Annotated in this window: 26 protein-coding genes; 14 read left to right on the forward strand and 12 right to left on the reverse strand. The window is 64.8% G+C overall.

Translation table 11 applies throughout. From position 1 onward, the window contains the following. Nucleotides 1–72 precede the first annotated feature (72 nt). The gene (locus tag QWG60_RS05345) at nucleotides 73–1,062 is read left to right on the forward strand and encodes an IS481 family transposase (RefSeq protein ID WP_290130934.1); all 990 of its coding nucleotides are present in this window, start codon (nucleotides 73–75) and stop codon (nucleotides 1,060–1,062) included. A gap of 20 nt (nucleotides 1,063–1,082) precedes the next feature. On the opposite strand, the gene QWG60_RS05350 is transcribed toward QWG60_RS05345, so the two are convergent. After that, nucleotides 1,083–1,936, reverse strand: a protein-coding gene (locus QWG60_RS05350; protein WP_146910409.1) for an IS5 family transposase whose coding sequence is annotated in 2 segments (ribosomal slippage) — nucleotides 1,083–1,594 and nucleotides 1,594–1,936 — 855 coding nt in all. Because the reading frame shifts where the segments join, the coding sequence is not laid out codon by codon here. Here QWG60_RS05350 and QWG60_RS16815 point away from each other — a divergent pair. The 4 genes from QWG60_RS16815 to QWG60_RS05365 all read left to right on the forward strand — a co-directional run bounded on the left by QWG60_RS16815 (nucleotide 1,930) and on the right by QWG60_RS05365 (nucleotide 4,187). Continuing rightward, complete coding sequence (locus tag QWG60_RS16815; RefSeq protein WP_379826032.1) at nucleotides 1,930–2,583, forward strand: class I SAM-dependent methyltransferase; 654 nt, start codon at nucleotides 1,930–1,932, stop codon at nucleotides 2,581–2,583. The two genes, QWG60_RS05350 and QWG60_RS16815, sit on opposite strands and share 7 nt — an antisense overlap. Nucleotides 2,584–2,672: 89 nt before the next feature. After that, a complete protein-coding gene (locus QWG60_RS05355; RefSeq protein WP_107181609.1) occupies nucleotides 2,673–3,020 on the forward strand; it encodes a DUF3024 domain-containing protein in 348 nt (115 codons plus the stop codon). Between the two features lie 126 nt (nucleotides 3,021–3,146). Then, nucleotides 3,147–3,473, forward strand: coding sequence for a DUF7709 family protein (locus QWG60_RS05360; RefSeq protein WP_146909155.1), 327 nt, complete (start codon nucleotides 3,147–3,149; stop codon nucleotides 3,471–3,473). A gap of 162 nt (nucleotides 3,474–3,635) precedes the next feature. Further along, entirely contained in the window at nucleotides 3,636–4,187 is a 552-nt protein-coding gene (locus QWG60_RS05365; protein WP_146909157.1) for a cysteine hydrolase family protein, read from the forward strand. 97 nt (nucleotides 4,188–4,284) lie between these two features. On the opposite strand, the gene QWG60_RS05370 is transcribed toward QWG60_RS05365, so the two are convergent. Beyond that, nucleotides 4,285–5,028 (reverse strand): dienelactone hydrolase family protein, encoded by a 744-nt coding sequence (locus QWG60_RS05370; protein WP_146909159.1) that lies wholly within the window; start codon nucleotides 5,026–5,028, stop codon nucleotides 4,285–4,287. 180 nt (nucleotides 5,029–5,208) lie between these two features. Between QWG60_RS05370 and QWG60_RS05375 the strand changes: the two genes are divergently transcribed. Then, entirely contained in the window at nucleotides 5,209–5,544 is a 336-nt protein-coding gene (locus QWG60_RS05375) for an antibiotic biosynthesis monooxygenase family protein (RefSeq protein ID WP_146909161.1), read from the forward strand. A gap of 34 nt (nucleotides 5,545–5,578) precedes the next feature. Here QWG60_RS05375 and QWG60_RS05380 read toward each other — a convergent pair whose 3' ends face one another. The 9 genes from QWG60_RS05380 to QWG60_RS05420 all read right to left on the reverse strand — a co-directional run bounded on the left by QWG60_RS05380 (nucleotide 5,579) and on the right by QWG60_RS05420 (nucleotide 13,229). Next, nucleotides 5,579–5,899 carry a hypothetical protein gene (locus QWG60_RS05380; RefSeq protein WP_046079921.1) on the reverse strand — a complete coding sequence of 107 codons (321 nt, stop codon included), beginning with the start codon at nucleotides 5,897–5,899 and terminating at the stop codon, nucleotides 5,579–5,581. 26 nt (nucleotides 5,900–5,925) lie between these two features. Further along, complete coding sequence (locus QWG60_RS05385; protein WP_046079922.1) at nucleotides 5,926–6,327, reverse strand: gamma-glutamylcyclotransferase family protein; 402 nt, start codon at nucleotides 6,325–6,327, stop codon at nucleotides 5,926–5,928. Between the two features lie 99 nt (nucleotides 6,328–6,426). Beyond that, nucleotides 6,427–6,846, reverse strand: coding sequence for a cytidine deaminase (gene cdd, locus QWG60_RS05390; RefSeq protein ID WP_146909163.1), 420 nt, complete (start codon nucleotides 6,844–6,846; stop codon nucleotides 6,427–6,429). Beyond that, nucleotides 6,843–7,577: a purine-nucleoside phosphorylase gene (deoD, locus tag QWG60_RS05395; RefSeq protein WP_146909166.1), complete on the reverse strand. Its 735-nt coding sequence runs from the start codon at nucleotides 7,575–7,577 to the stop codon at nucleotides 6,843–6,845. The genes cdd and deoD overlap by 4 nt, the downstream gene beginning before the upstream one ends. Nucleotides 7,578–7,648: 71 nt before the next feature. Beyond that, the gene (locus tag QWG60_RS05400; RefSeq protein WP_146909168.1) at nucleotides 7,649–8,875 is read right to left on the reverse strand and encodes a phosphopentomutase; all 1,227 of its coding nucleotides are present in this window, start codon (nucleotides 8,873–8,875) and stop codon (nucleotides 7,649–7,651) included. Then, complete coding sequence (gene deoA, locus QWG60_RS05405; protein ID WP_146909170.1) at nucleotides 8,872–10,200, reverse strand: thymidine phosphorylase; 1,329 nt, start codon at nucleotides 10,198–10,200, stop codon at nucleotides 8,872–8,874. The genes QWG60_RS05400 and deoA overlap by 4 nt, the downstream gene beginning before the upstream one ends. Next, nucleotides 10,200–10,982 (reverse strand): deoxyribose-phosphate aldolase, encoded by a 783-nt coding sequence (gene deoC, locus QWG60_RS05410; protein ID WP_046079927.1) that lies wholly within the window; start codon nucleotides 10,980–10,982, stop codon nucleotides 10,200–10,202. The genes deoA and deoC overlap by 1 nt, the downstream gene beginning before the upstream one ends. Nucleotides 10,983–11,054: 72 nt before the next feature. Then, nucleotides 11,055–12,323 (reverse strand): NupC/NupG family nucleoside CNT transporter, encoded by a 1,269-nt coding sequence (locus QWG60_RS05415; RefSeq protein WP_035599452.1) that lies wholly within the window; start codon nucleotides 12,321–12,323, stop codon nucleotides 11,055–11,057. Nucleotides 12,324–12,401: 78 nt separating this feature from the next. After that, a complete protein-coding gene (locus QWG60_RS05420) occupies nucleotides 12,402–13,229 on the reverse strand; it encodes an outer membrane protein OmpK (protein ID WP_146909172.1) in 828 nt (275 codons plus the stop codon). A 278-nt stretch (nucleotides 13,230–13,507) separates the two neighbouring features. Between QWG60_RS05420 and QWG60_RS05425 the strand changes: the two genes are divergently transcribed. The 8 genes from QWG60_RS05425 (at nucleotide 13,508) to QWG60_RS05460 (ending at nucleotide 20,940) form a co-directional block, all read left to right on the forward strand. Then, on the forward strand, nucleotides 13,508–14,224 hold the full coding sequence (locus QWG60_RS05425; protein WP_146909174.1) for a DeoR family transcriptional regulator: 717 nt from the start codon (nucleotides 13,508–13,510) through the stop codon (nucleotides 14,222–14,224). Nucleotides 14,225–14,332: 108 nt separating this feature from the next. After that, nucleotides 14,333–15,013 (forward strand): CBS domain-containing protein, encoded by a 681-nt coding sequence (locus QWG60_RS05430; protein ID WP_035599455.1) that lies wholly within the window; start codon nucleotides 14,333–14,335, stop codon nucleotides 15,011–15,013. Between the two features lie 333 nt (nucleotides 15,014–15,346). Further along, complete coding sequence (gene cyoA, locus QWG60_RS05435) at nucleotides 15,347–16,351, forward strand: ubiquinol oxidase subunit II (RefSeq protein ID WP_046079930.1); 1,005 nt, start codon at nucleotides 15,347–15,349, stop codon at nucleotides 16,349–16,351. Nucleotides 16,352–16,354: 3 nt separating this feature from the next. Next, on the forward strand, nucleotides 16,355–18,379 hold the full coding sequence (cyoB, locus tag QWG60_RS05440; protein WP_035599459.1) for a cytochrome o ubiquinol oxidase subunit I: 2,025 nt from the start codon (nucleotides 16,355–16,357) through the stop codon (nucleotides 18,377–18,379). After that, on the forward strand, nucleotides 18,380–18,994 hold the full coding sequence (locus QWG60_RS05445; RefSeq protein WP_035599461.1) for a cytochrome o ubiquinol oxidase subunit III: 615 nt from the start codon (nucleotides 18,380–18,382) through the stop codon (nucleotides 18,992–18,994). It abuts the gene before it with no gap. A gap of 1 nt (nucleotide 18,995) precedes the next feature. After that, nucleotides 18,996–19,325 (forward strand): cytochrome o ubiquinol oxidase subunit IV, encoded by a 330-nt coding sequence (gene cyoD / locus QWG60_RS05450; protein WP_035599463.1) that lies wholly within the window; start codon nucleotides 18,996–18,998, stop codon nucleotides 19,323–19,325. Further along, the gene (gene cyoE, locus QWG60_RS05455; RefSeq protein WP_246124680.1) at nucleotides 19,325–20,227 is read left to right on the forward strand and encodes a heme o synthase; all 903 of its coding nucleotides are present in this window, start codon (nucleotides 19,325–19,327) and stop codon (nucleotides 20,225–20,227) included. Before cyoD ends, cyoE begins: the two co-directional genes overlap by 1 nt. A 104-nt stretch (nucleotides 20,228–20,331) precedes the next feature. Further along, nucleotides 20,332–20,940, forward strand: coding sequence for a Yip1 family protein (locus QWG60_RS05460; RefSeq protein ID WP_081945899.1), 609 nt, complete (start codon nucleotides 20,332–20,334; stop codon nucleotides 20,938–20,940). Nucleotides 20,941–21,069: 129 nt separating this feature from the next. Here QWG60_RS05460 and QWG60_RS05465 read toward each other — a convergent pair whose 3' ends face one another. Further along, the gene (locus tag QWG60_RS05465) at nucleotides 21,070–22,206 is read right to left on the reverse strand and encodes an aminotransferase class V-fold PLP-dependent enzyme (protein ID WP_035599468.1); all 1,137 of its coding nucleotides are present in this window, start codon (nucleotides 22,204–22,206) and stop codon (nucleotides 21,070–21,072) included. Nucleotides 22,207–22,283: the final 77 nt, after the last annotated feature.

Below are 22,283 nucleotides of genomic sequence, written 5' to 3' on the forward strand. Positions count from 1 at the left end.
AAATGAGCTATAGGAGTTATCCTCTGCTGGCAGCCAGAGAGCTTCTAAAGCAATTCATTCGGGAGCAGGTTCATGGACATCAAGCTGCATAAGCAGGCCACCACGACACCGAAGATCCGTGCTGAAATCCAGGCGGCACCGTCCAGCATCACGGATAGCGAGCTGGCCCGCCAGTATGGTGTCTCCCACGCGACCATCCGCCGCTGGCGGTACCGCAACGATGTCCATGACCGACCGCACACGCGTCACAACCTACTCGCCACCCTCTCGTCTGAGCAGGAGGAGGTGCTGATCGCCGCTCGTGAATTCCTGCGCCTCGGTCTGGATGATCTGCTCGTCGTGGCACGTGAGTTCCTGAACCCTCGACTGTCCCGCTCAGGCCTACACCGCATGCTCCAGCGGCGCGAGGTGCCGACACTGGCAGAACTGGCTCGGCAGGACGCTGGCGATGATGGGAAGCCCCGGCACAAGCCCTTCAAGGACTACGAGCCCGGGTACGTGCATATCGACATCAAGCACCTGCCTCAGATGCCTGATGAGGAGCAGAAGCGCTACCTGTACGTCGCCATCGACCGTGCCACACGCTGGGTCTATCTGGAGATCAGGCGAAGCCAGTCTGCCAAGGATGCCAAGGCGTTCATGAGGTGCGTCGAGGAGAAAGCTCCCTTCACGATCCAGACGGTACTCACTGACAACGGCAAGTCGTTCACCGATCGCTTCACACGGGCAGGTGAGCGCAAGCCCAGCGGCCGCCACCCCTTCGACCAGGAGTGCCAGGCCCATGATATCGAACATCGCCTGATCAAGCCGGGAAGGCCACAGACGAACGGTATGGTGGAGCGGTTCAACGGCCGCATCAGTGACGTGCTGGCGACCCGGCGCTATACCTCAGGCGAGGATCTGGAGCAGACGCTCAAACGCTACGCTTGGCTGTACAATCACCACATCCCTCAGAAGGCGCTGCATCATCAATCACCGATTGCAGCGATGAAGGAATGGCAGGCCAAGCGGCCGGAGTTATTCACCAAGCGGGTAGTCAATCACACGGGACCCGACAGTTAGTCGAATTAAGAGCCTCTCACCTAGGTTCTGTCTGAAAAGTCTGCACGCAAACAACGGTCTATGCAGGCCAGGCATACCATCGCCCGGAAGCTGCTGGCCAACTTGTCGTAACGGGTGCAGACCCGGCGTAGCTCTTTGATCCAACCGAAGCAGCGCTCAATGATGTTTCGCTCCCGATATCGGGGCTTGTCAAAGCCCCTCGGAGCGCCAGGGCGCGGTTTTCGCTTCATCTTGCGCCGGGCAATGATCGGCTTCATGCGATGCCGGCCGCAGTAGCGGCGAAGCGGGTCGCTATCGTAGCCCTTGTCCGCCACGATGAAGCGGCAACGCTTACGAGGTCTGCCCTTGGTTCCAGGCAGTTGCACCTCCTCCAGGGTGGGAATGAAGTGCCGCGTATCCGAATCCTGCCCCGGCGACAGCGTGAAGGTCAGCGGCCAACCATGACGGTCACAGACCATATGGATCTTGGTCGTCAGGCCGCCGCGACTCCGTCCCAGGGCATGGTCTACGGGCTCTACCTGTCCCCCTTTTTGCCGCCTCCAGAGGCGGCCCGGGTGGCGCGGATTGATGTCGAATCGATCATCCAGGTGTCCAGATCCATCAGGCCATCCTCTCGCAAGCGAAGTTGGAGGCGCGCCAGAATGGCCTCGAAGGTGCCATCATCGCGCCACTGACGGAAACGGTCATAAACGGTCTTCCAAGGGCCGTAGCGCTCTGGCAGATCACGCCACTTAGCGCCCGAGCAGAGGATCCAGAAGATGCCGTTCAACACCTGGCGGTCATCGCGACGGGGACGGCCTGACCTCTGCGGCGGCGAGACGATGTCTTCAATGAGGGCCCAGCCATTGTCGGAGATCTCGTAGCGTCCTGCCATGGGTCACCTATGCAGCTGCAGCATGGGACACATTAGCAAATCCGACTTTTCGGACAAAGCCTAGCAATGTTCTAGAAGTAGGCGCTGGAACTGGCCATATTTCTAAAGAGCTATCTGAATTAGGGTTTTCTGTTACAGCAATAGAGCCTTCTACCGGAATGTATGGGGTCGCAAAAGACGTCTTGTCTTTAACCGATGTTAGATTGTTGAACTGTACTTCATTCGACTTAGAGAAAAGCCAGCTTTATGAGGTTGCTTTCTCCCATCTTGTTGCACACGTTGTTGATGACCTTAATGAGTTTTTTGAATCAGTCGGGCAGCACCTGAAAGCCAACAGTCATTTTATTTTTTCAATCCCTCACCCCTGTTTTTATAATGAATATAAGGGGTTTTTCGGAGATGAATATAATTATATGACCCCAATGTCCAAGACCGTGTCATTTGCAATCACCAAAGATTCAAAAAATAAAATTAGTGGAGTGCCGTACCATCACAGACCGTTATCAGAGTACATCAATAAACTGGTTGAAACTGGTTTCGCTATTGATGGATTTGACGAAACCTATCCAGAAGAAGACATACAATTAAAATATGGAGCCAAATGGGAGTCACCACGATACTGTGTGTTTATCTGTAGAAAGCTCTAACAAGCCCATGTTGTCGGACTGGTTTTCCGCTGCGCTCCAAACCAGCCGCAAATGCGGGGGTTATGTGGGCATTCCCATAGAGAATCCATATGGCATTCAGTGAGTTTGAATCGAAGAAAATTGAGCGGGCCGCTTCAGAGTTTCTGGAAAATCGGAGGCCGCCAGTCGATATCCGACCCAAGTTAGATATAGACGTTCGGGTGTCTGGCCAAAGCGTGCAAATTGTCGAGATCCGCCCTCATTTTCGGGAGCCGTCCACAATCATTGAATCACCGGTAGCAAAAGCTACCTACGTGAAGAAAGCGCAGCGCTGGAAAATCTACTGGATGCGTAGCGATCTGAAGTGGCATTTGTACACGCCAGAACCTGAGTCACGATCTATCGAGGAATTCTTTGCTATCGTGAATGGCGATGAGAATGGCTGTTTCTTCGGGTAGCACATAACCAGGCGTTGTAGTTCGCGGCCTGCGGCCGCCGGACGCCCTTTTCATTGCGGCTTCGCCTCCATTACAAGGTCGCCGCTAAGCTCTGCGTTAACTTTATAAATTCTTGAGGAGTTAGATATGTCTGAGCATTCACCAGAAAATACCGAGCAGCTCGGTGCGATCAATAAAAAGATCGTGGCCTCAGGGGAAGAGCTCCCGGCGGTGACGCTCAAGGATGGCAGCAGAGTACAGACAGGCACGGTGGCAACGATGCTGCGTAACGTCGCCCTGTATAATGGCGGCGAGCGCGGCGAAGTGGAGAAAGAGCTGGAAGCTGCCGTGCCGACTCTGGTCAAAGTGGGGCTTTTCGACTTGTTCTCGTTGGATGAATGGATTGGCGGGTCAAATCCCGGGCGTAGTTTCGTCGGGCGGTGCGCCCAAAAGTATCTCGCCGAGAAAAGCTGAGTAATCGTGCCAGGCGACCGCCAAGCGTTGCCGTGCTTGGGGGCAGATGAACGCTGGCGCATCTCACGGGTTTCGTGGTGCCGAGAGCGGGCGGAAGATGCCGTCTCGTTGTTTGGCCTCGCCCCGTCGGGCAATGTGATGGGGACAAAGCAGGAGGGCGAGATGGAGCAACGAGAAGCGCTGATCATTATCGACATGCAGCGTGGAATGGGGGAGTCCACCGCTGGCGAGCGCAACAATCCAGAGGCCGAGCGGAATATCCAGGCGCTTCTTTCCGCCTGGCGCCAGAAGGGATGGCCGGTCGTGCACGTTCGTCATATCTCGCGAACGCCGGGGTCACCGTTCTGGCCGGGCCAGTCCGGGGCCGAATTCCAGCCCGAACTGGCGCCGTTGGCCTCCGAGCATGTCGTCGAGAAGCACGTGCCCGATGCCTTCATTCACAGTGGCCTCGAGCGGTGGCTGCATGTCCGCGATCTTCGTCGGCTGGTGGTGGTCGGGGTGAGCACCAGCAACTCGGTCGAATCCACCGTGCGCACGGCAGGCAACCTCGGGTTCGAGGTGAGCGTGGTCAGCGACGCCACGTTCACCTTCGCCAAGCAAGACCATGCAGGCGTTCCACGGTCGGCGGAAGAGGTGCATGCCATGTCGCTGGCCAATCTGCATGGCGAATATGCTGAGATCGCGAGTACGTCGGACATGCTCAAGCATTTGTGATCGAACGCCGACGTGCTTCTTGCCCGTGACGGTTGAGCGGTGACACATGCGGCCCCGGTTTTGTTACCGGGGCCCTATTCGTTGGACGTAACGCGTCTTACAGCGTCTCTTCCAGCAGCGTCAGCAGCCGCTTGTAGTGCAGCTCGTCGGCCTCGGCATGGTAGGAGCCGGTGGCGTCCTTGGCGGTGTAGCCGTGGGGAGCGCCCCGGTAGAGCTCGGTGGTGAAGTGCACGCCCGCGGCGGCCAGGGCCTCGTCCATGCGGGCGATCTGCTCCGGCGGCAGCAGCTCGTCACGGTCGGCGTGGCCGAAGTAGACGCGGCCTGCGATGTGGTTCACCACCTTCACCGGACTGTGCGCGTCGTCGGCCTGCGCCAGGTTGGCGGAGTGGAAGCCGGCTGCGGCGGCGATGCGCTCGGGGTGTTCCGCCGCCATGCGAAGTGCGAAGGCGCCGGTGAGGCAGTAGCCCACCACGGCGACCTTGCCCTCGGCGAATTCCGGCGCGGCGTCGATGCCCTCGAGCCAGGCGACGAAGTCGCGGGACTGGGCCTCGGGCGTCAGGTGGCCGGCGTATTCGACCAGGGTGGGCCGCACGTCCGGGTCGCGGAACGACTGGCCCGCCGGCACGATCTCGCCGGCCGCGTCACGGTAGTAGATGTTGGGCATCAGTACGGCGTAGCCGGCGTCGGCGATGCGCTGAGCCTTCTCGTGATAGCAGGGGCGCAGGGCGCCGATATCGGTAAGCAGCACCACGGCCGGTAGCGGGCCGTCGGCGTTCTCGGGCGTGAAGACATGGGCGTCGATGGTGCCGTCGGCGGCGGGGATATCGATGGCGCGGGACATGAAGGCTCCGTATGGTGGTTGGAACAGATGATATGTCCTGATAACGGAGACAATCTCTACCACAACGGGCTGATGCCGCTAAAGCACTTTTGTCGCCATATGAGTTCAGTCGGAGCGAGAGACGGGCGCGGATCCGGCTGATGTCATGGGGTCGCTTATGATCTTTTACGAGGGACTGTGATGACAGAGCAAGAAGCGTTTTACGTGCTGTATCGCTTCAAGGTGACGCCGGGAAAGGAGGAGGCCTTCAAGGAAGGATGGTGTCGCATGACCGAGGCCATCCGCGAACAACGAGGAGGGCTGGGCTCCCGCTTGCATTATTCCGAGAGTGGTTGGTGGATGGCCTATGCGAAGTGGCCGAGTCGGCAAGCCTGGGAGTCGTCCCGAAGGCTCTCCGACTCCCCTGATAGTGAGGCGGCCGAACTCATGGCACAGTCGATTCAGGAGCGATTGTCGCCTATTCCTCTAGCACCCGAGATCGATCTCATTGACCGCCGTTCGGAGAACGGCGGCTAGCGATAGATACATTGGGTTGGCGACGAAAGGGTCGTTACTGCCCGCCGCCGATGCTCAGCCGCAGGGCCTGGAGCCCGCCGAGCTCGAGCCGGACCTCTTCGGAGAACAGCGGATGGCCGTGCGCCGTCAGGTCGATGCTGGCGGCCGCGCCGCGGTAGTGCACGTCGGCGGTGACGTTCGCCTCGGTGCCGAGCGGGGCCAGCAGGTCGAAGCCGACGCCGTCGACGTCCACGGTGGTGAGCCCCATGTCGTCCAGTGCCTGCGCCACGTCCTGCTTCAGGGCCATGCCGTAGGCGAGGTAGAGCCCGCCGTACGCCAGCCCGGCGATCACGATCAGAGAAAAGAGACGGCCCATGGCGGGTTCCTTGTGTGAAGTGGGTGTCAGATGACGGACTGGCGGGGCTGCCAGCCGCCCTCGCGAATCACGGGGCAGCCCGCGACGTCGCGATTGTAAAGGTACAGCCAGGCCGGGCCGAAGGCGGTCGCATGCACGACCCGGTCGTAGGTGCCGCTCGCCGGCCGTCGTACACGGTAGTCCTCGAGCACGTCGAGCTCCTTGAGCCCCGCGGTATCGACGCGGAACACCTCGATCTCCACGCCCATCGAGCGTTCGAGCCGGGCGCCGGGGTAGGGGCCGAGGTCGAAGAGGGTGACGCCGGTGAGTACGTCCGTGCCCACGAAGTCGGCGCCGTTCAGCCAGTGGTGATTGCGCAGGCCGCGTTTGAGGGTGCCGTAGACGGCGACCAGCGGCGTGCGCGCGATGGCGATGGCGGGGCTGTGCATAGGGGCGGTCCTTTCCGCGGTCTAGCGGCTCCCCAGTTTACCAAAACGCCCCGCACGATGGCGGGGCGTCGAGGGCGAGCGGCAACGGTAGAGCGTGGCTCAGTCCATCGCCGAGTCGCGGCCCAGGTTCTCGGGGCCGAAGGAGTCGGGCAGCAGCTGGTCCATGGTGTAGCGGCGCAGCAGCGTGCCCTGGGCGTCGACCACGCGGATCAGGGTCTCGGGCGTGGCGAACTCCCGGATGCGCTGGCGGCAGTCGCCGCAGGGCGTGCACAGGTGCTCGCCGGGGCCGATCACGTAGACCTCGCGCAGCTCGCGCTCGCCGGCGCTGGCCATGGTGGCGATGGCCGAGGCCTCGGCGCAGAGGCCCTTGTAGTGGGCGACCTCGACGTTGGCGCCGACGTAGCGGGTGCCGCTCTCGCTGACGATCAGCGCGCCCACCGGATGGTTCGAGTAGGGCGCGTAGGCGTGGTCGCGCACGCCGATCAGCGCCTCGACGATATCGGGCTGGACCTCGCTCATGCCTGTGCCTCCCGGGCGGCGTCGTCGCGCAGCACGCTCTCCAGGGCGACGGTCATCATCTCGTCGAAGGTGGTGGCACGCTCGTCGCTGGAGAGCGAGTCGCCGCGCACGATGTGGTCGGACACCGTGCAGATGGTGGCGGCCCGGGCGCCGAACTCGGCGGCCACGCCGTAGAGGCCGGCGGCCTCCATCTCCACGCCGACGATGCCGTAGCGGCGCATCAGGTCGATCATCTCGGGGCGTGGGTCGTAGAACAGGTCCGCGGAGAAGATGTTGCCGACCTTGACCGGCACGCGCTGGGCCGCGGCGGCGTCCACCGCGTGGCGGGTCAGCTCGAAGTCGGCGATGGCGGCGAAGTCGTTGCCGAGGAAACGGGTGCGGTTGACGCCGGAGTCGGTGCAGGCGCCCTGGCCGATGACCACGTCGCGCACCTTCACGTCGTCGCGCACCGCGCCGCAGGAGCCGACGCGGATCAGGCTCTTCACGCCGAACTCGGTGATCAGCTCCTTGGCGTAGATCGACACCGAGGGGATGCCCATGCCGTGGCCCATCACCGAGATCTCGCGGCCCTTGTAGGTGCCGGTGTAGCCGTACATGTTGCGCACGTCGTTCACCTGGCGGGCGTTCTCGAGGAAGTTCTCGGCGATGTACCTGGCGCGCAGCGGGTCGCCGGGCATCAGCACGGTATCGGCGAAGTCGCCGCGTTCGGCCTTGATATGCGGGGTGGCCATGTTCGGTCTCCTTGGTCTTTGAACCGCGTCTTTGAACCGGGTCTTTGAGCCGGGTCCTGTCGGGCCGGGGCTTAACGTGCCTGGGCTTTGGGGGCCGGAAGAAAGCTCGTGCCGTCGTCCATGGGTGCCAGGCCGAGGTGTGCGGCCAGGCTCTGGCCGATGTCGGCAAAGCTCTCGCGGATGCCCAGCGAGCCGGGCGCGAGGCCGGCGCCGCTGGCCAGCACCGGGATGTGCTCGCGGGTGTGATCGCTGCCGGGCCAGGTCGGGTCGCAGCCGTGGTCGGCGGTGAGGATCAGCAGGTCGTCGTCCTCGAGGCGCGCCAGCAGCTCGGGCAGGCGGGCGTCGAAGGCCTCCAGGGCGGCGGCGTAGCCGGCCACGTCGCGGCGGTGGCCGTAGACCATGTCGAAGTCGACGAAGTTGGTCATGATCAGCGAGCGGTCGCCGGCCTCGGCCATCGCGTCCAGGGTGGCGTCGAACAGGGCGTCGTGGCCGCTGGCCTTGATGGTGCGCGAGATGCCGCAGTGGGCGTAGATGTCGGCGATCTTGCCGATCGCCACCACCTGGCCGCCGTCGTCGTGCAGCTTCTGCAGCACCGTGGGCGCGGGCGGCTCGACGCTGTAGTCGCGGCGGTTGGCGGTGCGGGCGAAGTCGTCGGCGCTCTTGCCCGTGAAGGGGCGCGCGATGACCCGGCCGATGTTGTAGGGCTCGAGCAGCCGGCGGGCGATCTCGCACAGCGCATAGAGGCGTTCGAGGCCGAAGGCGTCCTCGTGGGTGGCGATCTGGAATACCGAGTCCGCCGAGGTGTAGACGATCGGCTTGCCGCTGGCGACGTGCTCCTCGCCGAGCCGGGCGATGATCTCGGTGCCGGAGGCGTGGCAGTCGCCGATCACGCCGGGCAGGCCGGCCTCGCGTACCAGCGCCTCGAGCAGCTCGGGCGGGAAGCTGTGCTCGCGCTCGCTGAAGTAGCCCCACTCGAAGCGCACCGGCACGCCGGCGATCTCCCAGTGGCCGGAGGGCGTGTCCTTGCCGGAGGAGATTTCCCTGGCCGCGCCGTAGGCGCCGTCGACGCTCTGCGGCGGGGTGATGCCGGCGGCCCAGGCGCCGGTGCTCTCGCGGTGGGCGTGGAACAGCCCCAGCCGGCCGAGGTTCGGCAGCGCGAGCGGGCCGCGGGAGGTCGCGTCGGCGCATTCCCGGGCGATATGGCCCAGGGTGTCGGCGCCGGCGTCGCCGAAGGTCTCGGCGTCCGGTGTGGCGCCGAGGCCGAAGGAATCGAGAACGAGCACGATGGCGCGGGTCATGGGGCCTCCCGACGGATGGTGTCCTGAATCAGTGGTGGCGCGGGGCAGGGCGCGTCGCTCAGCGTGAGGGCGTCGTGCAGCCGGGCCTCGGCGCGCTCGGCGTCGGCCTCGCGGCGGGCGTGGATGCGCGCCAGCGGCTGGCCGGCGGCGATGGCCGCGCCCAGCTCGGCGATGTCGGTCAGGCCGACGGCCGGGTCGATGGCGTCCGCCGGATGACGGCGTCCGCCGCCGAGCTCGACCACCGCCATGCCCACGGCCCGGGTGTCGATGGCGCCGAGATGGCCCGCGCGCGCGGCGCGGACCTCGCGCACCACCGGCGCGGCGGGCAGGTGGGCGTCGGCGCGCTCGAGCAGGTCGCTCGGCCCGCCGAGGCCGGCCACCATGCGCGCGAAGCGCTCGGCGGCGGCGCCGGAGGCCAGCCGCTCGTCGAGCCGGGCGAAGGCCGCGTCGCGGTCGGCGGCGAGACCGCCGGCCAGCAGCATCTCTGCGGCCAGGGTGCGGGTGACCTCGAGCAGGCGGCCGCCCCGGCGCTCGCCGGTCAGCACCGCCAGCGCCTCGCGCACCTCCACGGCGTTGCCGGCGCAGGGCGCCAGCGGCTGGCTCATGTCGGTCAGCAGCGCGGTGGTCGGCGTGCCGGCGCGGCTGGCCACCGTGGCGATGGCTTCGGCCAGCTCGCGGGAGGCGGCCGGCGTCGGCATGAAGGCGCCGCTGCCGACCTTGACGTCCATCACCAGGGCGTCAAGGCCGCAGGCGAGCTTCTTGCCCAGGATCGAGGCCACGATCAGCGGCAGCGATTCCACGGTGGCGGTGACGTCGCGCACCGCGTAGAGGCGCTTGTCGGCCGGTGCCAGGCTGCCGGTCTGGCCGATGATCGCCACGCCCGCATCCTTCACCAGGCGGCGGAAGGTGGCGGTGTCCGGGGTGACCGAGTAGCCGGGGATGGCCTCGAGCTTGTCGAGGGTGCCGCCGGTGTGGCCGAGGCCGCGGCCGGAGATCATCGGCACGTGGCCGCCGCAGGCGGCGACCCAGGGGCCGAGCACCAGCGAGACCAGATCGCCGACGCCGCCGGTGGAGTGCTTGTCGAGCACCGGGCCGGGCAGGTCGAGCCCGGTCCAGTCGAGCACCTCGCCGGAGTCGCGGGTGGCCTCGGTGAGCGCCACCGTCTCGGCGTCGTCCATGCCCTGCAGGTAGATGGCCATGGCCAGTGCGCCGACCTGGGCATCCGACAGGCGGCCGTCGGCGATGCCGGAAACCAGCTCGCGGATGGCGTCGGGCGGCAGCGGCCGCCCGTCGCGCTTGGCGCGGATGGCTTCCTGGGGAAGCATCAGTAGTCGTCCTCGTCGCCGTCGGCGGCCGGGGCGTCGAAGGCGCCGAGGTTCATCAGCAGGTCGTCGAGCAGGCCGGAGGCGCCGAAGCGGAAGTGGGCCGGGGAGATCCAGCCGGCGCCCATGATGCGCTCGGCGAGCTCCAGGTAGGCCGCGGCATCCTCGGTGGTGCGCACGCCGCCGGCGGCCTTGAAGCCGATGTCGCGGCCGCTGTCGCGGATCGCCTCGAGCAGGATCTCGGCGGCTTCCAGGGTGGCGTTGACGTCGACCTTGCCGGTGGAAGTCTTGAGGAAGTCGGCGCCGCCCTCGATGGCCAGTTCGGCGGCGCGGCGGATCAGTGCCGGGTCCTTCAGTTCGCCGGTCTCGAGGATCACCTTGAGGGTGGCGTCGCCGCAGGCGGCCTTGCTCATCTCGACCAGGTCCTGGCAGACGCCTTCGTCGCCGGCCATCAGCGCGCGGTAGGGGAAGACCACATCGACCTCGTCGGCGCCGGAGGCCACGGCCTCGCGGGTGGCGCGGGCGGCGCGCATGACGTCGTCGCCGCCGTCGGGGAAGTTGGTGACGGTGGCGATCTTGACGCTGTCGTTCAGGCGGTGGGCGGTCAGCGCGCGGCGCGCCGGGACGATGAACTGCGGGTAGATGCAGATCGCCGCCGGGTTGCCCATCGGCGTCTTGGCGCGCTGGCACAGGCCTTCGACGCTGGCATCGGTGTCGTCGTCGTTGAGGCTGGTGAGGTCGAGCAGCGGCAGGGCCTGGCGGGCAACGCGTTGCAGATCGGTCATGTCGTGGTCCTGTAGCAAAGGGGCCTGTTGAGAAGAATGACACCGCGCCCGACAGGCCGCGGTGTCGCCGGTTCATGCCCCGAGGGCGATGAAGAAGCCGGCAAGGGTAGCGGACATCAGGTTGGAAAGGGTACCCGCCAGGACGGCCTTGATGCCCAGGCGCGCGATGTCGTGGCGCCGGCTGGGGGCGATGCTGCCGAGGCCGCCGAGCAGGATGGCGATCGACGACAGGTTGGCGAAGCCACACAGGGCGAAGGACAGGATCGCCGCGGAATGGTCGGAGAGCGCCTCGCCGGTGGCGGCGACCATCTGCTCGCCGTCCAGGTAGGGGGCGAGGTTGATGTAGGCGACGAACTCGTTGACCACCAGCTTCTGGCCGATGAAGGAGCCGGCCAGGGTGGCTTCGGACCAGGGCACGCCGAGCAGGAAGGCCAGCGGCGAGAACAGCCAGCCGAGCAGCAGCTCGAGACTCAGCGACTCCATGCCGAACCAGCCGCCGATGCCGCCCAGGATGCCGTTGACCAGTGCGATCAGGCCGATGAAGGCGAGCAGCATGGCGCCGACGTTGGCCGCCAGCATCAGGCCGGAGCTGGCGCCCGAGGCGGCGGCATCCAGCACGTTGGTGGGATGGTTCTCTTCCTCGTCGAGGCGTTCCTCGGCGGCGGAGACGCTGTCCTCCGGCGTCTCGGTCTCGGGCAGCAGCAGCTTGGCGAACAGCAGCCCGCCGGGGGCGGCCATGAAGGAGGCGGCGACCAGGTATTCCATGGGAATGCCCAGGGCGGCATAGCCGGCCAGCACCGAGCCGGCCACCGAGGCCAGGCCGCCGCACATCACCGCGAACAGCTGCGACTGGGTCATCCTGGCGATGAAGGGGCGCACCACCAGCGGCGCTTCGGTCTGGCCGACGAAGATATTGGCGGTGGCCGAGAGCGATTCGGTGCGCGAGGTGCCGAGCGCCTTCTGCAGGGCGCCGCCGAGCAGGCGGATGATCCACTGCATGATGCCCAGGTAGTAAAGCACCGCGGTCAGCGAGGAGAAGAAGATGATGACCGGCAGCACCTTGACCGCGAAGATGAAGCCGGAGGCCTCGGCGTTGGCCAGACCGCCGAACACGAAGTCGATGCCGTCGTTGGCGTAGAGTACCACCTGACTGACGGCATCCGAGACGGTGGCGAGCACCGCCTGACCGGCCGGGACGTAGAGCACGAAGGCGCCGATGCCGGCCTGGATGGCGAAAGCGCCGCCCACGGTGCGCAGGCGGATCGCGCGGCGATTGCTGGAGAAGAGCACGGCGATGGCGATCAGCGTCAGCATGCCGATCAGGCTCATGAGCAAGGTCATGGGGATGTCCTTGTGGTTGATGGCCGAGGCGCGCGGGTCGCGCCTCGGGGCCGGCGATGGGTCACGAGGCGCGGGAGGTTACAGGAAGTTGACCTTGACGGTATAGATCATCGCGTTCTGATAGTCGCCGGCGGTGCCCAGCTTGTTGTTCGCGTAGCGGTACTGCACGCCGGTGGTGATCTCCTCGATGGGGTGCCACCACAGCGCCACGGCGCCGTTGGTGCCCACTTCGCTGGCCGGGCCGTTGACGTAGTTCCTGCGCAGGTACTCGTCGTCGCGCTCGAAGGTCTGCTCGTGCCAGTTGGTCAGGCTGAAGGCCTCGCCGAAGGCCTCGAAGTCGTAGCCTAGCACCCAGCCGGCCATGTAGCCGTTCTCGCCGCTGTAGCTGTTGCCGTCGCTCTCGACCCAGGCCTTGCCGATGAACGGCTTGAACCACAGGCCGTTGGCGAAGGTGTGGCGATAGCCGAGGCCGGCGATGCGGTCCTGCTCCTCGCTGTCGAAGCCGTAGTCGCGGAAATCGTAGACGTGGAAGTACAGCGAGAAGGGGGTATCGCCGAGGTAGATGTGCGAGGTGACCTTGGCGGCGCTGCGGCGGTTGTCGCGGCCGTCTTCCTCGGACATGTCGTTCTGCGGGTTCTCGAAATCGTAGAAGCCGTAGAATTCACCCCAGTCGAAGCCGACGCCGCCCTCGAGCTCGAGGTAGAAGAAGTCGCCCTTGGCGGCGTTGCTCGCGGTGCGTGCCTCGGTGCCGTCGGACCAGTCGAGGTAGTTGATCGAGGCGTTGGCGAACGACCACTGGGGGGTGAAGGTCGAGGCGTCGTCGGAGGCGGCGGCGGGCAGGGCGGTGGCGCCCAGCAGCAGGCCGGCCAGTGAGACGCGGTGGCAGGGGGCGAGGGAAATCGGCATGGGGATGGCTTCTCTGAACGTTGTCGATGACGGTTGTTGTCGGGTGAGGTGCCTGGCACGCGGCCAGCCGTCGCTCACGTCGACGGGGAGATCATGCGCCCGGTCGTGAGGGGCGAACGGGATGGCGAGCGGCGAGCTTGTTATTTGAGTAACATGACAATGTTATTTTAATCACATTTGGCGCCGCAACCCTGCGAAGGGGGGGGGGCGTCAACGCGGAGCACGAGTGCGGCGCCGGCCGCCTCGAGGGATGTGGACAGCACCAGGAGAGGGATACGTTGAACGAACGAAGTGAAGGGCGGCTGATGCGCCTGCAGCATGCGCTGGGGCAGGGCGGCAGCCTGCGTCTGGCCGAGGCGGCGGCCCTGTGCGGGGTGTCGGAGATGACGATTCGACGCGACCTGGCGGGGTCCGACGGCAGCCTGGCGTTGATCGGCGGGCACCTGATGCTGGCCGGCGACCCGCGTCATGCCCCGGTCTACGACCTGGCCGTGCAGCGCGACCGCAACGCCGAGGCCAAGCGGCGGTTGTGCGAGCGGGCGCTGGCCACGCTGGAAGAAGGAGACACTCTGTTCATCGACTGCGGCACGACCCTTGCGCCGCTGGCGGCCAGCCTGCCCGACGACATGTCGCTGACGGTGGTGACCTATGCGCTGAACATCGCCGAGGCGGTCAGCAAGCGCCCGGGGGTGCGGTTGTGGCTGCTGGGTGGGGTCTATCATGCCTCGTCGCGTTCGTTCTCCAGCGACGACATGAGCGAGACGATCCGGGGCTTCGGGATCAACAAGGCGTTCCTGACCGCGGCCGGCGTGGACGAGCGCCAGGGGCTGAGCTGCTTCCACTTCCACGAGGTGGCGCCCAAGCAGGCGGCGATCGCCACCGCCCAGCGCAGGGTGCTGGTGGTGGATGCCAGCAAGCAGGGCATGGTGCGCCCGGCGCGCTTCGCCGGACTCGAGGAGGTGGATCAGGTGATCGCCGAGGAAGCGGGCGACTGAGAGCGTCTCGAGACTTGCTCGTGGTCAAGGACGAGTGGCGGGAAGTTGCTATGTTGAGGGGGCGGGGAGCGTCCTCGCATTCACTCTCATCGCCTCGGAGGAGTTGCCATGCGCGCCGCAGATGTCATGACCCCACACGTGATCACCGTGTCGCCGAACAGCGAGGTGCGCGAGATTGCCAGCCTGCTGCTGGAGCACGGCATCAGCGCCGTGCCGGTGGTCGACGAGGACGAGCGGGTACTGGGAATCGTCAGCGAGGGCGACCTGATTCGCCGCGCGGAAGACGAGCGGCGCGACAAGGCCTGGTGGCTGCGCATGTTCGAGGTCAACGACCCCGGCGAGTACGTCAAGACCCATGGCCGCCTGGCCCACGAGATCATGACCCGCGAACCGGTTACCATCGATGAGGACAAGCCGGTTCACGAGATCGCGCGCCTGCTCGAGAAGCATCGCATCAAGCGGGTGCCGGTGGTGCGCGATGGCAGGCTGGTGGGCATCGTCAGCCGGGCCAATCTGCTGCGCGGTTTCTCGGTGGCGGAACCCCGTGCCGCGGCGAGCGTCGAAGACCGCGAGATCCGCGATGCGATTCTCCAGGAGGTGGAGCGTCATACCGGGGTGATGGTCGAGCGCCTCAACATCATCGTCAGCGAGGGTGAGATTCAGCTGTGGGGGCTGGTCGACAGCCAGGAGCAGCGTCTCGCCGTGCAGGTGGCGGCGGAGAACGCGCCCGGCGCCCGCTCGGTGGAGAACCACATCGGCTTCATGCCCCGGGGCATGGGCGGCTACTGAGGCCATTGATTCTACAGCGGTTGCTCTGACGGCGACCCGAACGTTCCCTTCCGCGCCGGCGTTATCGCCGGTGCGACACGCTGCGGCAAATCGTCCCTTTCCTCCTTTCCTCGTTTACTACACAATACGTTCCCCGCGGCCGGACCCTTTCTCGCGCGCCCCATAGCGGCGTTCGCGGGGGTTTGGCCATGAGTGAGCCGAGCCCTTTCCACGATGGTTAGCCTTTGCTGCGGTCATGGGTCAACCGGCGCAGGACAGGTCTCGGTTTTGTGTAGCGTGCTTGCTACAAGTCAGCAGGATTTATCCTGTCGCCAAGCCTGACGAGGTCGAAACATGAATCGAACTCCCCCCCTGCGCAAGCTCGGAGTCTTGCTGCTGGCGGTGTTGCCCCTGGTGCTGGCAGGGTGCAGCTCGGCGCTGCTGGACCCCAAGGGCCAGATCGGGGAAGAACAGCGAACCCTGATCCTCACGTCCTTCGGTCTGATGCAGATCGTGGTCATTCCCGTGATCGTGATGACGCTGCTCTTCGCCTGGCGCTATCGCCGCAGTAACCGCGAAGCCTCCTACCGCCCGGATTGGCACCATTCCAATCTGATCGAGGCGGTCGTGTGGTTCATTCCCTGTGTGATCATCGTGTTCCTGGCCGTGCTGACCTGGTACACCTCGCACAGCCTTGACCCGCACAAGCCCATCGAGCCGACCGCAGAGCAGCAAGAGCCGATCGAGATCCAGGCGGTATCGCTGGACTGGAAATGGCTGTTCATCTATCCCGAGCAGGGCATCGCCACCGTCAACGAGCTGGCCTTCCCCGCGGATACGCCGGTCCGCTTCCGCGTGTCTTCCGGCTCGGTCATGAACGCCTTCTTCATCCCGCGTCTGGGCAGTCAGATCTATGCCATGGCCGGCATGGACAACGACGTGCACCTGGTCGCCGATGAGCCGGGCGTCTATCCCGGTCGCTCCACCAACTACAGCGGTGCGGGCTTCTCCGGCATGACCTTCGACGCCCATGTGGGCTCCCAGGAAGACTTCGAGGCCTGGGTGGCCAAGGTCCGCGAGTCGTCCGAGTCCCTGACCTACCCGGCGGAATACAACGAACTCGCTGCGCCTTCCGAGGACAACGAGATCCAGTATTTCTCCGAGGTATCCCCCTCTCTCTACGAGAGCATCATCAAGAGCTTCCATGCCGGCGGCGATCACGAGCAGCGCATGGCCCAGTACGCCGACAGCTACGCCGATGGCTTCGGTCACGGCGGTCACGGCGGTGGTCATGGCGACGATCACGGCGATTCGGCCGAGTCTCACGGCACGCCCATGAGCGCGGAGGCAGCGGAGTAAATCATGTTCGGAAAACTCAGCCTAGAGGCGATCCCGACGCACGATCCCATCATCATGACGACCATTACCGGTATCGTCCTGGGTGGGCTCGCGCTGGTGGCCGCCATCACCTACTTCAAGAAGTGGGGCTATCTGTGGAACGAGTGGGTCACCTCCGTCGACCACAAGAAGCTCGGCATCATGTACTTCATCGTGGCGCTGGTGATGCTGCTGCGCGGCTTCGCCGATGCGATCATGATGCGCTCCCAGCTGGCGATGGCGTCGGCCGGGGCCGAGGGCTTCCTGCCGCCCTCGCACTATGACCAGATCTTCACTGCCCACGGCGTGATCATGATCTTCTTCGTCGCCATGCCCATGGTCATCGGCCTGATGAACCTGGTGGTGCCGTTGCAGATCGGCGCGCGCGACGTGGCCTTCCCGTTCCTGAACAACCTGAGCTTCTGGCTGTTCGCGGCGGGCGTGATCCTGGTCAACGTGTCGCTGTTCGCCGGTGAGTTCGCCAAGACCGGCTGGCTGGCGTATGCGCCACTATCGGGGCTCGACTACAGTCCTGGCGTCGGCGTGGATTACTGGATCTGGGCGTTGCAGATATCCGGTATCGGCACGACCCTGACCGGCATCAACTTCTTCGTCACCATCCTGAAGATGCGCACCAAGGGCATGACCCTGTTCCGCATGCCCATCTTCACCTGGACCTCGCTGTGCGCGAACGTCCTGATCATCGCCTCGTTCCCGATCCTGACCGCCACCATCGCGCTGCTGACGCTGGATCGCTACCTGGGGATGAACTTCTTCACCACCGATCTCGGTGGCAACATGATGATGTACGTCAACCTCATCTGGGCCTGGGGCCATCCTGAGGTGTACATCCTGATCCTGCCGGCCTTCGGCGTGTTCTCCGAGGTCATCGCGACCTTCGCACGCAAGCGTCTGTTCGGCTACGGCACCATGGTGTGGGCGACCGTCGCCATCACCGTGCTGTCGTTCATCGTCTGGCTGCACCACTTCTTCACCATGGGCGCGGGCGCCAACGTCAATGCCTTCTTCGGCATCATGACGATGATCATCGCCATCCCCACCGGCGTGAAGATCTTCAACTGGCTGTTCACCATGTACCGCGGCCGGATCGAGTTCACCTCGCCGGTGCTGTGGACCCTGGGCTTCATCATCACCTTCTCCCTGGGTGGCATGACCGGTGTGATGCTGTCCATTCCGGCGGCCAACTTCGTGCTGCACAACAGCCTGTTCGTCATCGCCCACTTCCACAACGTCATCATCGGCGGCGTGGTGTTCGGCATGCTGGCGGGCCTGACCTACTGGTTCCCGAAGGCCTTCGGCTTCACCCTCAACGAGAAGTGGGGCAAGCGTTCCTTCTGGTGCTGGCTGGTCGGCTTCTACATGGCCTTCGTGCCGCTTTACGTGCTGAGCTTCTTCGGTGCCGTGCGCCGCATGCAGTCCTACGAGAACGGTGACTGGCAGCCGCTGATGATCGTGGCCTGGGTCGGTGCGTTGATCATCGCCGCCGGTATCGCCTGCACCCTGATCCAGTTCTACGTCAGCATCCGCGATCGCAAGCAGAACCAGGACGTCACCGGCGATCCCTGGGATGCGCGCACCCTCGAATGGGCGACCTCCTCGCCGGCGCCGTTCTACAACTTCGCGCACCTGCCGGAGATCGAGGGCGTCGACGACTACTGGACGAAGAAAGAGCGCAACGGTGGCAAGCAGCCGCTGTCCGAGGCGCCGTACCAGGACATTCACATGCCCAAGAACACCTGGGAAGGTCCGGTACTGGGTCTGCTGTCGACCGCCTTCGGTTTCGCCCTGGTCTGGCACATCTGGTGGCTGGCCATCGCCAGCGGCATCGGCATGTTCGTGGTCTTCCTGGCGCGGGTCTTCCGCGAGGACGTGGACTACTACGTGCCCGCTGCGGAAGTCGAGCGCATCGAGCGCGAGCATCGTCAGCGCGTCGAGCGTGACGTTCGGCAGTCTTCATCCTATGCATCCCAGGTAGGGGGGCAGGCCTAAATGTCTACTGATACCCTGAGCAACCACGGCGATCATGCTCACGAGCATGATCACCACGACGCCGCAGGCACCAAGGTCTTCGGTTTCTGGGTCTACCTGATGAGCGACCTGATCATCTTCGGGTCGTTGTTCGCCACCTACGCCGTGCTCCTCCGGGGCACGGCCGGTGGGCCGACCCCCGCAGAGATCGTCGACCTGCCGCTGATCCTGATCAGCACCTTCCTGCTGCTGGTGAGTAGTTTCACCTATGGCATGGCGGTGCTGGCGATGAACGCCGATCAGGTGAACAAGGTGAAGGCATGGCTCGCCGTGACCTTCCTGCTGGGCGCGGGCTTCATCGGCCTGGAGATCTATGAGTTCCAGCACCTGATCCACCTCGGCTACGGCCCGGATCGCAGCGGCTTCCTGTCGGCCTTCTTCACCCTGGTCGGCACCCACGGCCTGCACGTGACCTTCGGCCTGATCTGGATCCTGGTGATGCTGGTCCAGCTGCAGCAGAAGGGGCTGACCGAGATGACGCGTCCGCGGATCATGTGCCTGAGCCTGTTCTGGCACTTCCTGGACATCGTCTGGATTTGCGTCTTCTCCTTCGTCTACCTGATGGGAGTCCTGTGATATGAGCGGTCAAGCTTCCCATGCCGAGCATAGCCACGGCAGCGTCAAGTCCTATGTGATCGGGCTGATCCTGTCCATCGTGCTGACCATCATCCCGTTCGGGGTGGTGATGACCGGCTCGCTCTCGACCTCGGCTACACTGCTGATCATCGTGGCCACCGCCGTGGCCCAGGTGCTCGTGCAGCTGATCCTGTTCATGCACATGAGCACGAAGACCGATGAGGGGTGGAACTTCACCTCCTTCGTCTTCACCGTGGCGATCCTGGTCCTGGTCATTGGAGGTTCCTTATGGATCATGTACAACCTTCACCTGAACATGATGATCGGGTAATGGCGACCTCCTCGCGGCGTCGGGACTATCTGGCGCTGACCAAGCCAGGGATCATCGGCGGTAACGCCATCTCGGTACTGGGCGGCTTCTTCCTGGCCGCCCAGGGCCAGATCGATCCCTGGCTGCTGCTGGCCACGCTGGCAGGGTTGTCCCTGGTGATCGCATCCGGGTGCGCCTACAACAACGTCATCGATCGTGATATCGATGCGGTGATGGAGCGCACCCGCAGCCGGCCCCTGGTACAGGGGCGGCTGTCGGTCGCCGAAACGCTGCGCTTCGCGACCCTGCTCGGGGTCGCGGGCTTCGGTCTGCTGGCGGCGTTCACCAATGCCGTGACCGTGGGTCTGGCGGCCTTCGGCTTCGCCATCTACGTCGGTGCCTACAGCCTGTGGCTGAAGCGCCGCTCCGAATACGGCACCCTGGTGGGCAGCTTCTCCGGCGCCATGCCGCCGGTGGTGGGCTACTGTGCGGTGTCAGGCGAGTTCGACGCCGGCGCGCTGACGCTGCTGGTGATCTTCTGCATCTGGCAGATGCCGCACTCCTACGCCATCGCCATCTTCCGCTTCAAGGACTACGAGGCGGCGAAGATTCCCGTGCTGCCCGTGGTGCGTGGCATCAGCACCGCCAAGCACTACATCCTCGGCTACATCGTGGCCTTCCTCTTCGCCTCCCTGGCGTTGAGCGTGGCGGGCTATGCCGGGCCCGGCTATTTCGCCGTGGCACTGGTGATGGGCGCCTACTGGCTGTACCTGGCCATGCAGGGCTACTGGACCACCAACGCCGAGCGGTGGGCGAAGCGCGTGTTCGGCTTCTCCATCCTCACCATCACCGCGCTGAGCGTGATGATGTCGGTGGAATCCAGCCTGCTGCCGGCCACACCGTTGATGGCGGCCCTGGGCTGATACGCTTCCGTTGGCGAGCCCCCCCGGGTCTCTGCCTATACTTGCCGGTGAAGACACATCGTGTGGCGGGCCACCCCGGCCCGTCCCCGGCAGGAGGGAGTGCCATGTTGACACATGCCTGGGGCATCCTCGCCCACCCGAAGCGCGAGTGGCAGCAGATCAAGGAAGAGCGCGAGACGCTCACCCACCTCTACGAGCACCACGTGCTGCTGCTGGCAGCCATCCCCGTTGTCTGTTCCTACATCGGCACCACCCAGGTCGGGTGGAGTCTCGGTGGGGGCACGACCATCCAACTTGGCTATCTGGACGCGCTGGGCGCCGGGATCGTTTTCTACCTGGTGATCCTGGCGGCGGTCTATGCGGTCGGCAAGGTGATCCGCTACATGGCCAAGCGCTTCACTCGGCCGCCGAGCCAGAGCCAGTGCATCGTGTTCGCCGGCTACGTGGCGACGCCGATGTTCGTCAGCGGCATCGTGGCGGTCTATCCGTTGATCTGGCTGTGCATGCTCGCCGGCGTCATCGGGCTCTGCTATACCGCCTATCTGCTCTATATCGGCATCCCGTCCTTCCTCGGCATCGACAGCGAGGAAGGCTTCATCGTCTCCAGCGTGACCCTCGCCATCGGGGTGCTGGTGCTGGAGGCGCTGCTCGGCATCACCGTGCTGCTGTGGGGCTATGGCGAGCGCATCATCCTGTCGCTGATCGGTGGCTGATCCTGCCAGCCTCGGACATGTCGTGACTCCAGCCAGAAGAAGGAACGAACAGGGCGGCCCGTGGGCCGCCCTGTTCGTTGCCGGTTCCGGCGTTGTCGCCTCGATACCGGGGGACAGGCCCCGGACGGACTACTCGTCGGTGGCCTCGATGCGAGTCATGGCCTGGTCGAGGGTTGCCAGGGTGCGGTCGAGGGCGTGCAGCTTGTCGAAGCCGAACAGGCCGATGCGGAAGGTGCGGAAGTCGTCGCCCTCATTGCACATCAGCGGCACGCCGGTGGCCACCTGCAGGCCGCCGGCGGCGAACTTGACGGCCAGGTCCGGGTCGCTGGTGTAGCTCACGATCACGCCGGGGGCCTCGAAACCGGGCGCGGCGACGCTCTGGAAACCATGCTGGGCGAGCAATTCCCGGGCCCGTCGACCGAGTTCGAGCTGCTCGTCCTGGAGTTTCTCCAGGCCATAGTCCTCCGCCTCGGCCACGGCGTCGCGCAGGGTGCGCAGGGCGTCGGTGGGCAGGGTGGCATGATAGGCGTGGCCGCCGTTCTCGTAGGTCTCCATGATCGACAGCCACTTCTTGAGATCGCAGGCGAAGCTCGAGCTCTCGGTCTCCTCGATGATGTCCCGGGCCAGGCGCGACATCATCACCATGGCGCAGCAGGGCGAGCCGCTCCAGCCCTTCTGGGGCGCGCTGATCAGGATGTCGACGCCGGTGTCCTGCATGTCGATCCAGTCGGTGCCGGAGGCGATGCAGTCGAGCACCAGCAGGCCGTTCTGGTCGTGGATGGCCTCGGAGAGCCGACGGATGTACTCGTCGGGCAGCTTGATGCCGGACGAGGTCTCCACGTGGGGCGCGAACACCAGGTCGGGCTGCTGGTCCTGGATCGCCTCGAGCACCTCCTCGATGGGCGGCGGGGTGAACGGCGACGTCGGGTCGTCGTCATCGAGGCGGCGGGCCTTGCGGACATAGAGGTCCGAGGGAATGTTGCCGCGCTCCAGGATCTGGTGCCAGCGATAGCTGAACCAGCCGTTGCGGATGACCAGGCAGCGTCGATCGGTCGCGAACTGGCGGGCGACCGCTTCCATGCCGTAGGTGCCGCTGCCGGGGACGATGACCGTCGAATGCGCACGATAGACCCGCTTCAGTGACGTGGAGATATCGCGCATCACCTGCTGGAAGCACTGCGACATGTGGTTGAGGGAACGATCCGTGTAGACCACCGAGTACTCGAGCAGTCCATCGGGGTCGACATCGGGCAGTAAACCGGCCATTGCTGTCTCCATGTTATGGCACGCTACCTCCAGGCAGGGAGGGCGTCTTGCACGTTAAGAGGATATTCCCTATCCCG

The sequence above is a fragment of the Halomonas halophila genome (assembly GCF_030406665.1).
Lineage (GTDB): Bacteria > Pseudomonadota > Gammaproteobacteria > Pseudomonadales > Halomonadaceae > Halomonas > Halomonas halophila.

What these genes read in the sequence shown, in the direction of transcription:
- QWG60_RS05345 (WP_290130934.1), top strand. Translation starts at nt 73, where the DNA reads ATGGACATCAAGCTGCATAAGCAGGCCACCACGACACCGAAGATCCGT.
- QWG60_RS05355 (WP_107181609.1), top strand. Translation starts at nt 2,673, where the DNA reads ATGGCATTCAGTGAGTTTGAATCGAAGAAAATTGAGCGGGCCGCTTCA.
- QWG60_RS05360 (WP_146909155.1), top strand. Translation starts at nt 3,147, where the DNA reads ATGTCTGAGCATTCACCAGAAAATACCGAGCAGCTCGGTGCGATCAAT.
- QWG60_RS05365 (WP_146909157.1), top strand. Translation starts at nt 3,636, where the DNA reads ATGGAGCAACGAGAAGCGCTGATCATTATCGACATGCAGCGTGGAATG.
- QWG60_RS05370 (WP_146909159.1), bottom strand. Translation starts at nt 5,028, where the DNA reads ATGTCCCGCGCCATCGATATCCCCGCCGCCGACGGCACCATCGACGCC.
- QWG60_RS05375 (WP_146909161.1), top strand. Translation starts at nt 5,209, where the DNA reads ATGACAGAGCAAGAAGCGTTTTACGTGCTGTATCGCTTCAAGGTGACG.
- QWG60_RS05380 (WP_046079921.1), bottom strand. Translation starts at nt 5,899, where the DNA reads ATGGGCCGTCTCTTTTCTCTGATCGTGATCGCCGGGCTGGCGTACGGC.
- QWG60_RS05385 (WP_046079922.1), bottom strand. Translation starts at nt 6,327, where the DNA reads ATGCACAGCCCCGCCATCGCCATCGCGCGCACGCCGCTGGTCGCCGTC.
- cdd (WP_146909163.1), bottom strand. Translation starts at nt 6,846, where the DNA reads ATGAGCGAGGTCCAGCCCGATATCGTCGAGGCGCTGATCGGCGTGCGC.
- deoD (WP_146909166.1), bottom strand. Translation starts at nt 7,577, where the DNA reads ATGGCCACCCCGCATATCAAGGCCGAACGCGGCGACTTCGCCGATACC.
- QWG60_RS05400 (WP_146909168.1), bottom strand. Translation starts at nt 8,875, where the DNA reads ATGACCCGCGCCATCGTGCTCGTTCTCGATTCCTTCGGCCTCGGCGCC.
- deoA (WP_146909170.1), bottom strand. Translation starts at nt 10,200, where the DNA reads ATGCTTCCCCAGGAAGCCATCCGCGCCAAGCGCGACGGGCGGCCGCTG.
- deoC (WP_046079927.1), bottom strand. Translation starts at nt 10,982, where the DNA reads ATGACCGATCTGCAACGCGTTGCCCGCCAGGCCCTGCCGCTGCTCGAC.
- QWG60_RS05415 (WP_035599452.1), bottom strand. Translation starts at nt 12,323, where the DNA reads ATGACCTTGCTCATGAGCCTGATCGGCATGCTGACGCTGATCGCCATC.
- QWG60_RS05420 (WP_146909172.1), bottom strand. Translation starts at nt 13,229, where the DNA reads ATGCCGATTTCCCTCGCCCCCTGCCACCGCGTCTCACTGGCCGGCCTG.
- QWG60_RS05430 (WP_035599455.1), top strand. Translation starts at nt 14,333, where the DNA reads ATGCGCGCCGCAGATGTCATGACCCCACACGTGATCACCGTGTCGCCG.
- cyoA (WP_046079930.1), top strand. Translation starts at nt 15,347, where the DNA reads ATGAATCGAACTCCCCCCCTGCGCAAGCTCGGAGTCTTGCTGCTGGCG.
- cyoB (WP_035599459.1), top strand. Translation starts at nt 16,355, where the DNA reads ATGTTCGGAAAACTCAGCCTAGAGGCGATCCCGACGCACGATCCCATC.
- QWG60_RS05445 (WP_035599461.1), top strand. Translation starts at nt 18,380, where the DNA reads ATGTCTACTGATACCCTGAGCAACCACGGCGATCATGCTCACGAGCAT.
- cyoD (WP_035599463.1), top strand. Translation starts at nt 18,996, where the DNA reads ATGAGCGGTCAAGCTTCCCATGCCGAGCATAGCCACGGCAGCGTCAAG.
- cyoE (WP_246124680.1), top strand. Translation starts at nt 19,325, where the DNA reads ATGGCGACCTCCTCGCGGCGTCGGGACTATCTGGCGCTGACCAAGCCA.
- QWG60_RS05460 (WP_081945899.1), top strand. Translation starts at nt 20,332, where the DNA reads ATGTTGACACATGCCTGGGGCATCCTCGCCCACCCGAAGCGCGAGTGG.
- QWG60_RS05465 (WP_035599468.1), bottom strand. Translation starts at nt 22,206, where the DNA reads ATGGCCGGTTTACTGCCCGATGTCGACCCCGATGGACTGCTCGAGTAC.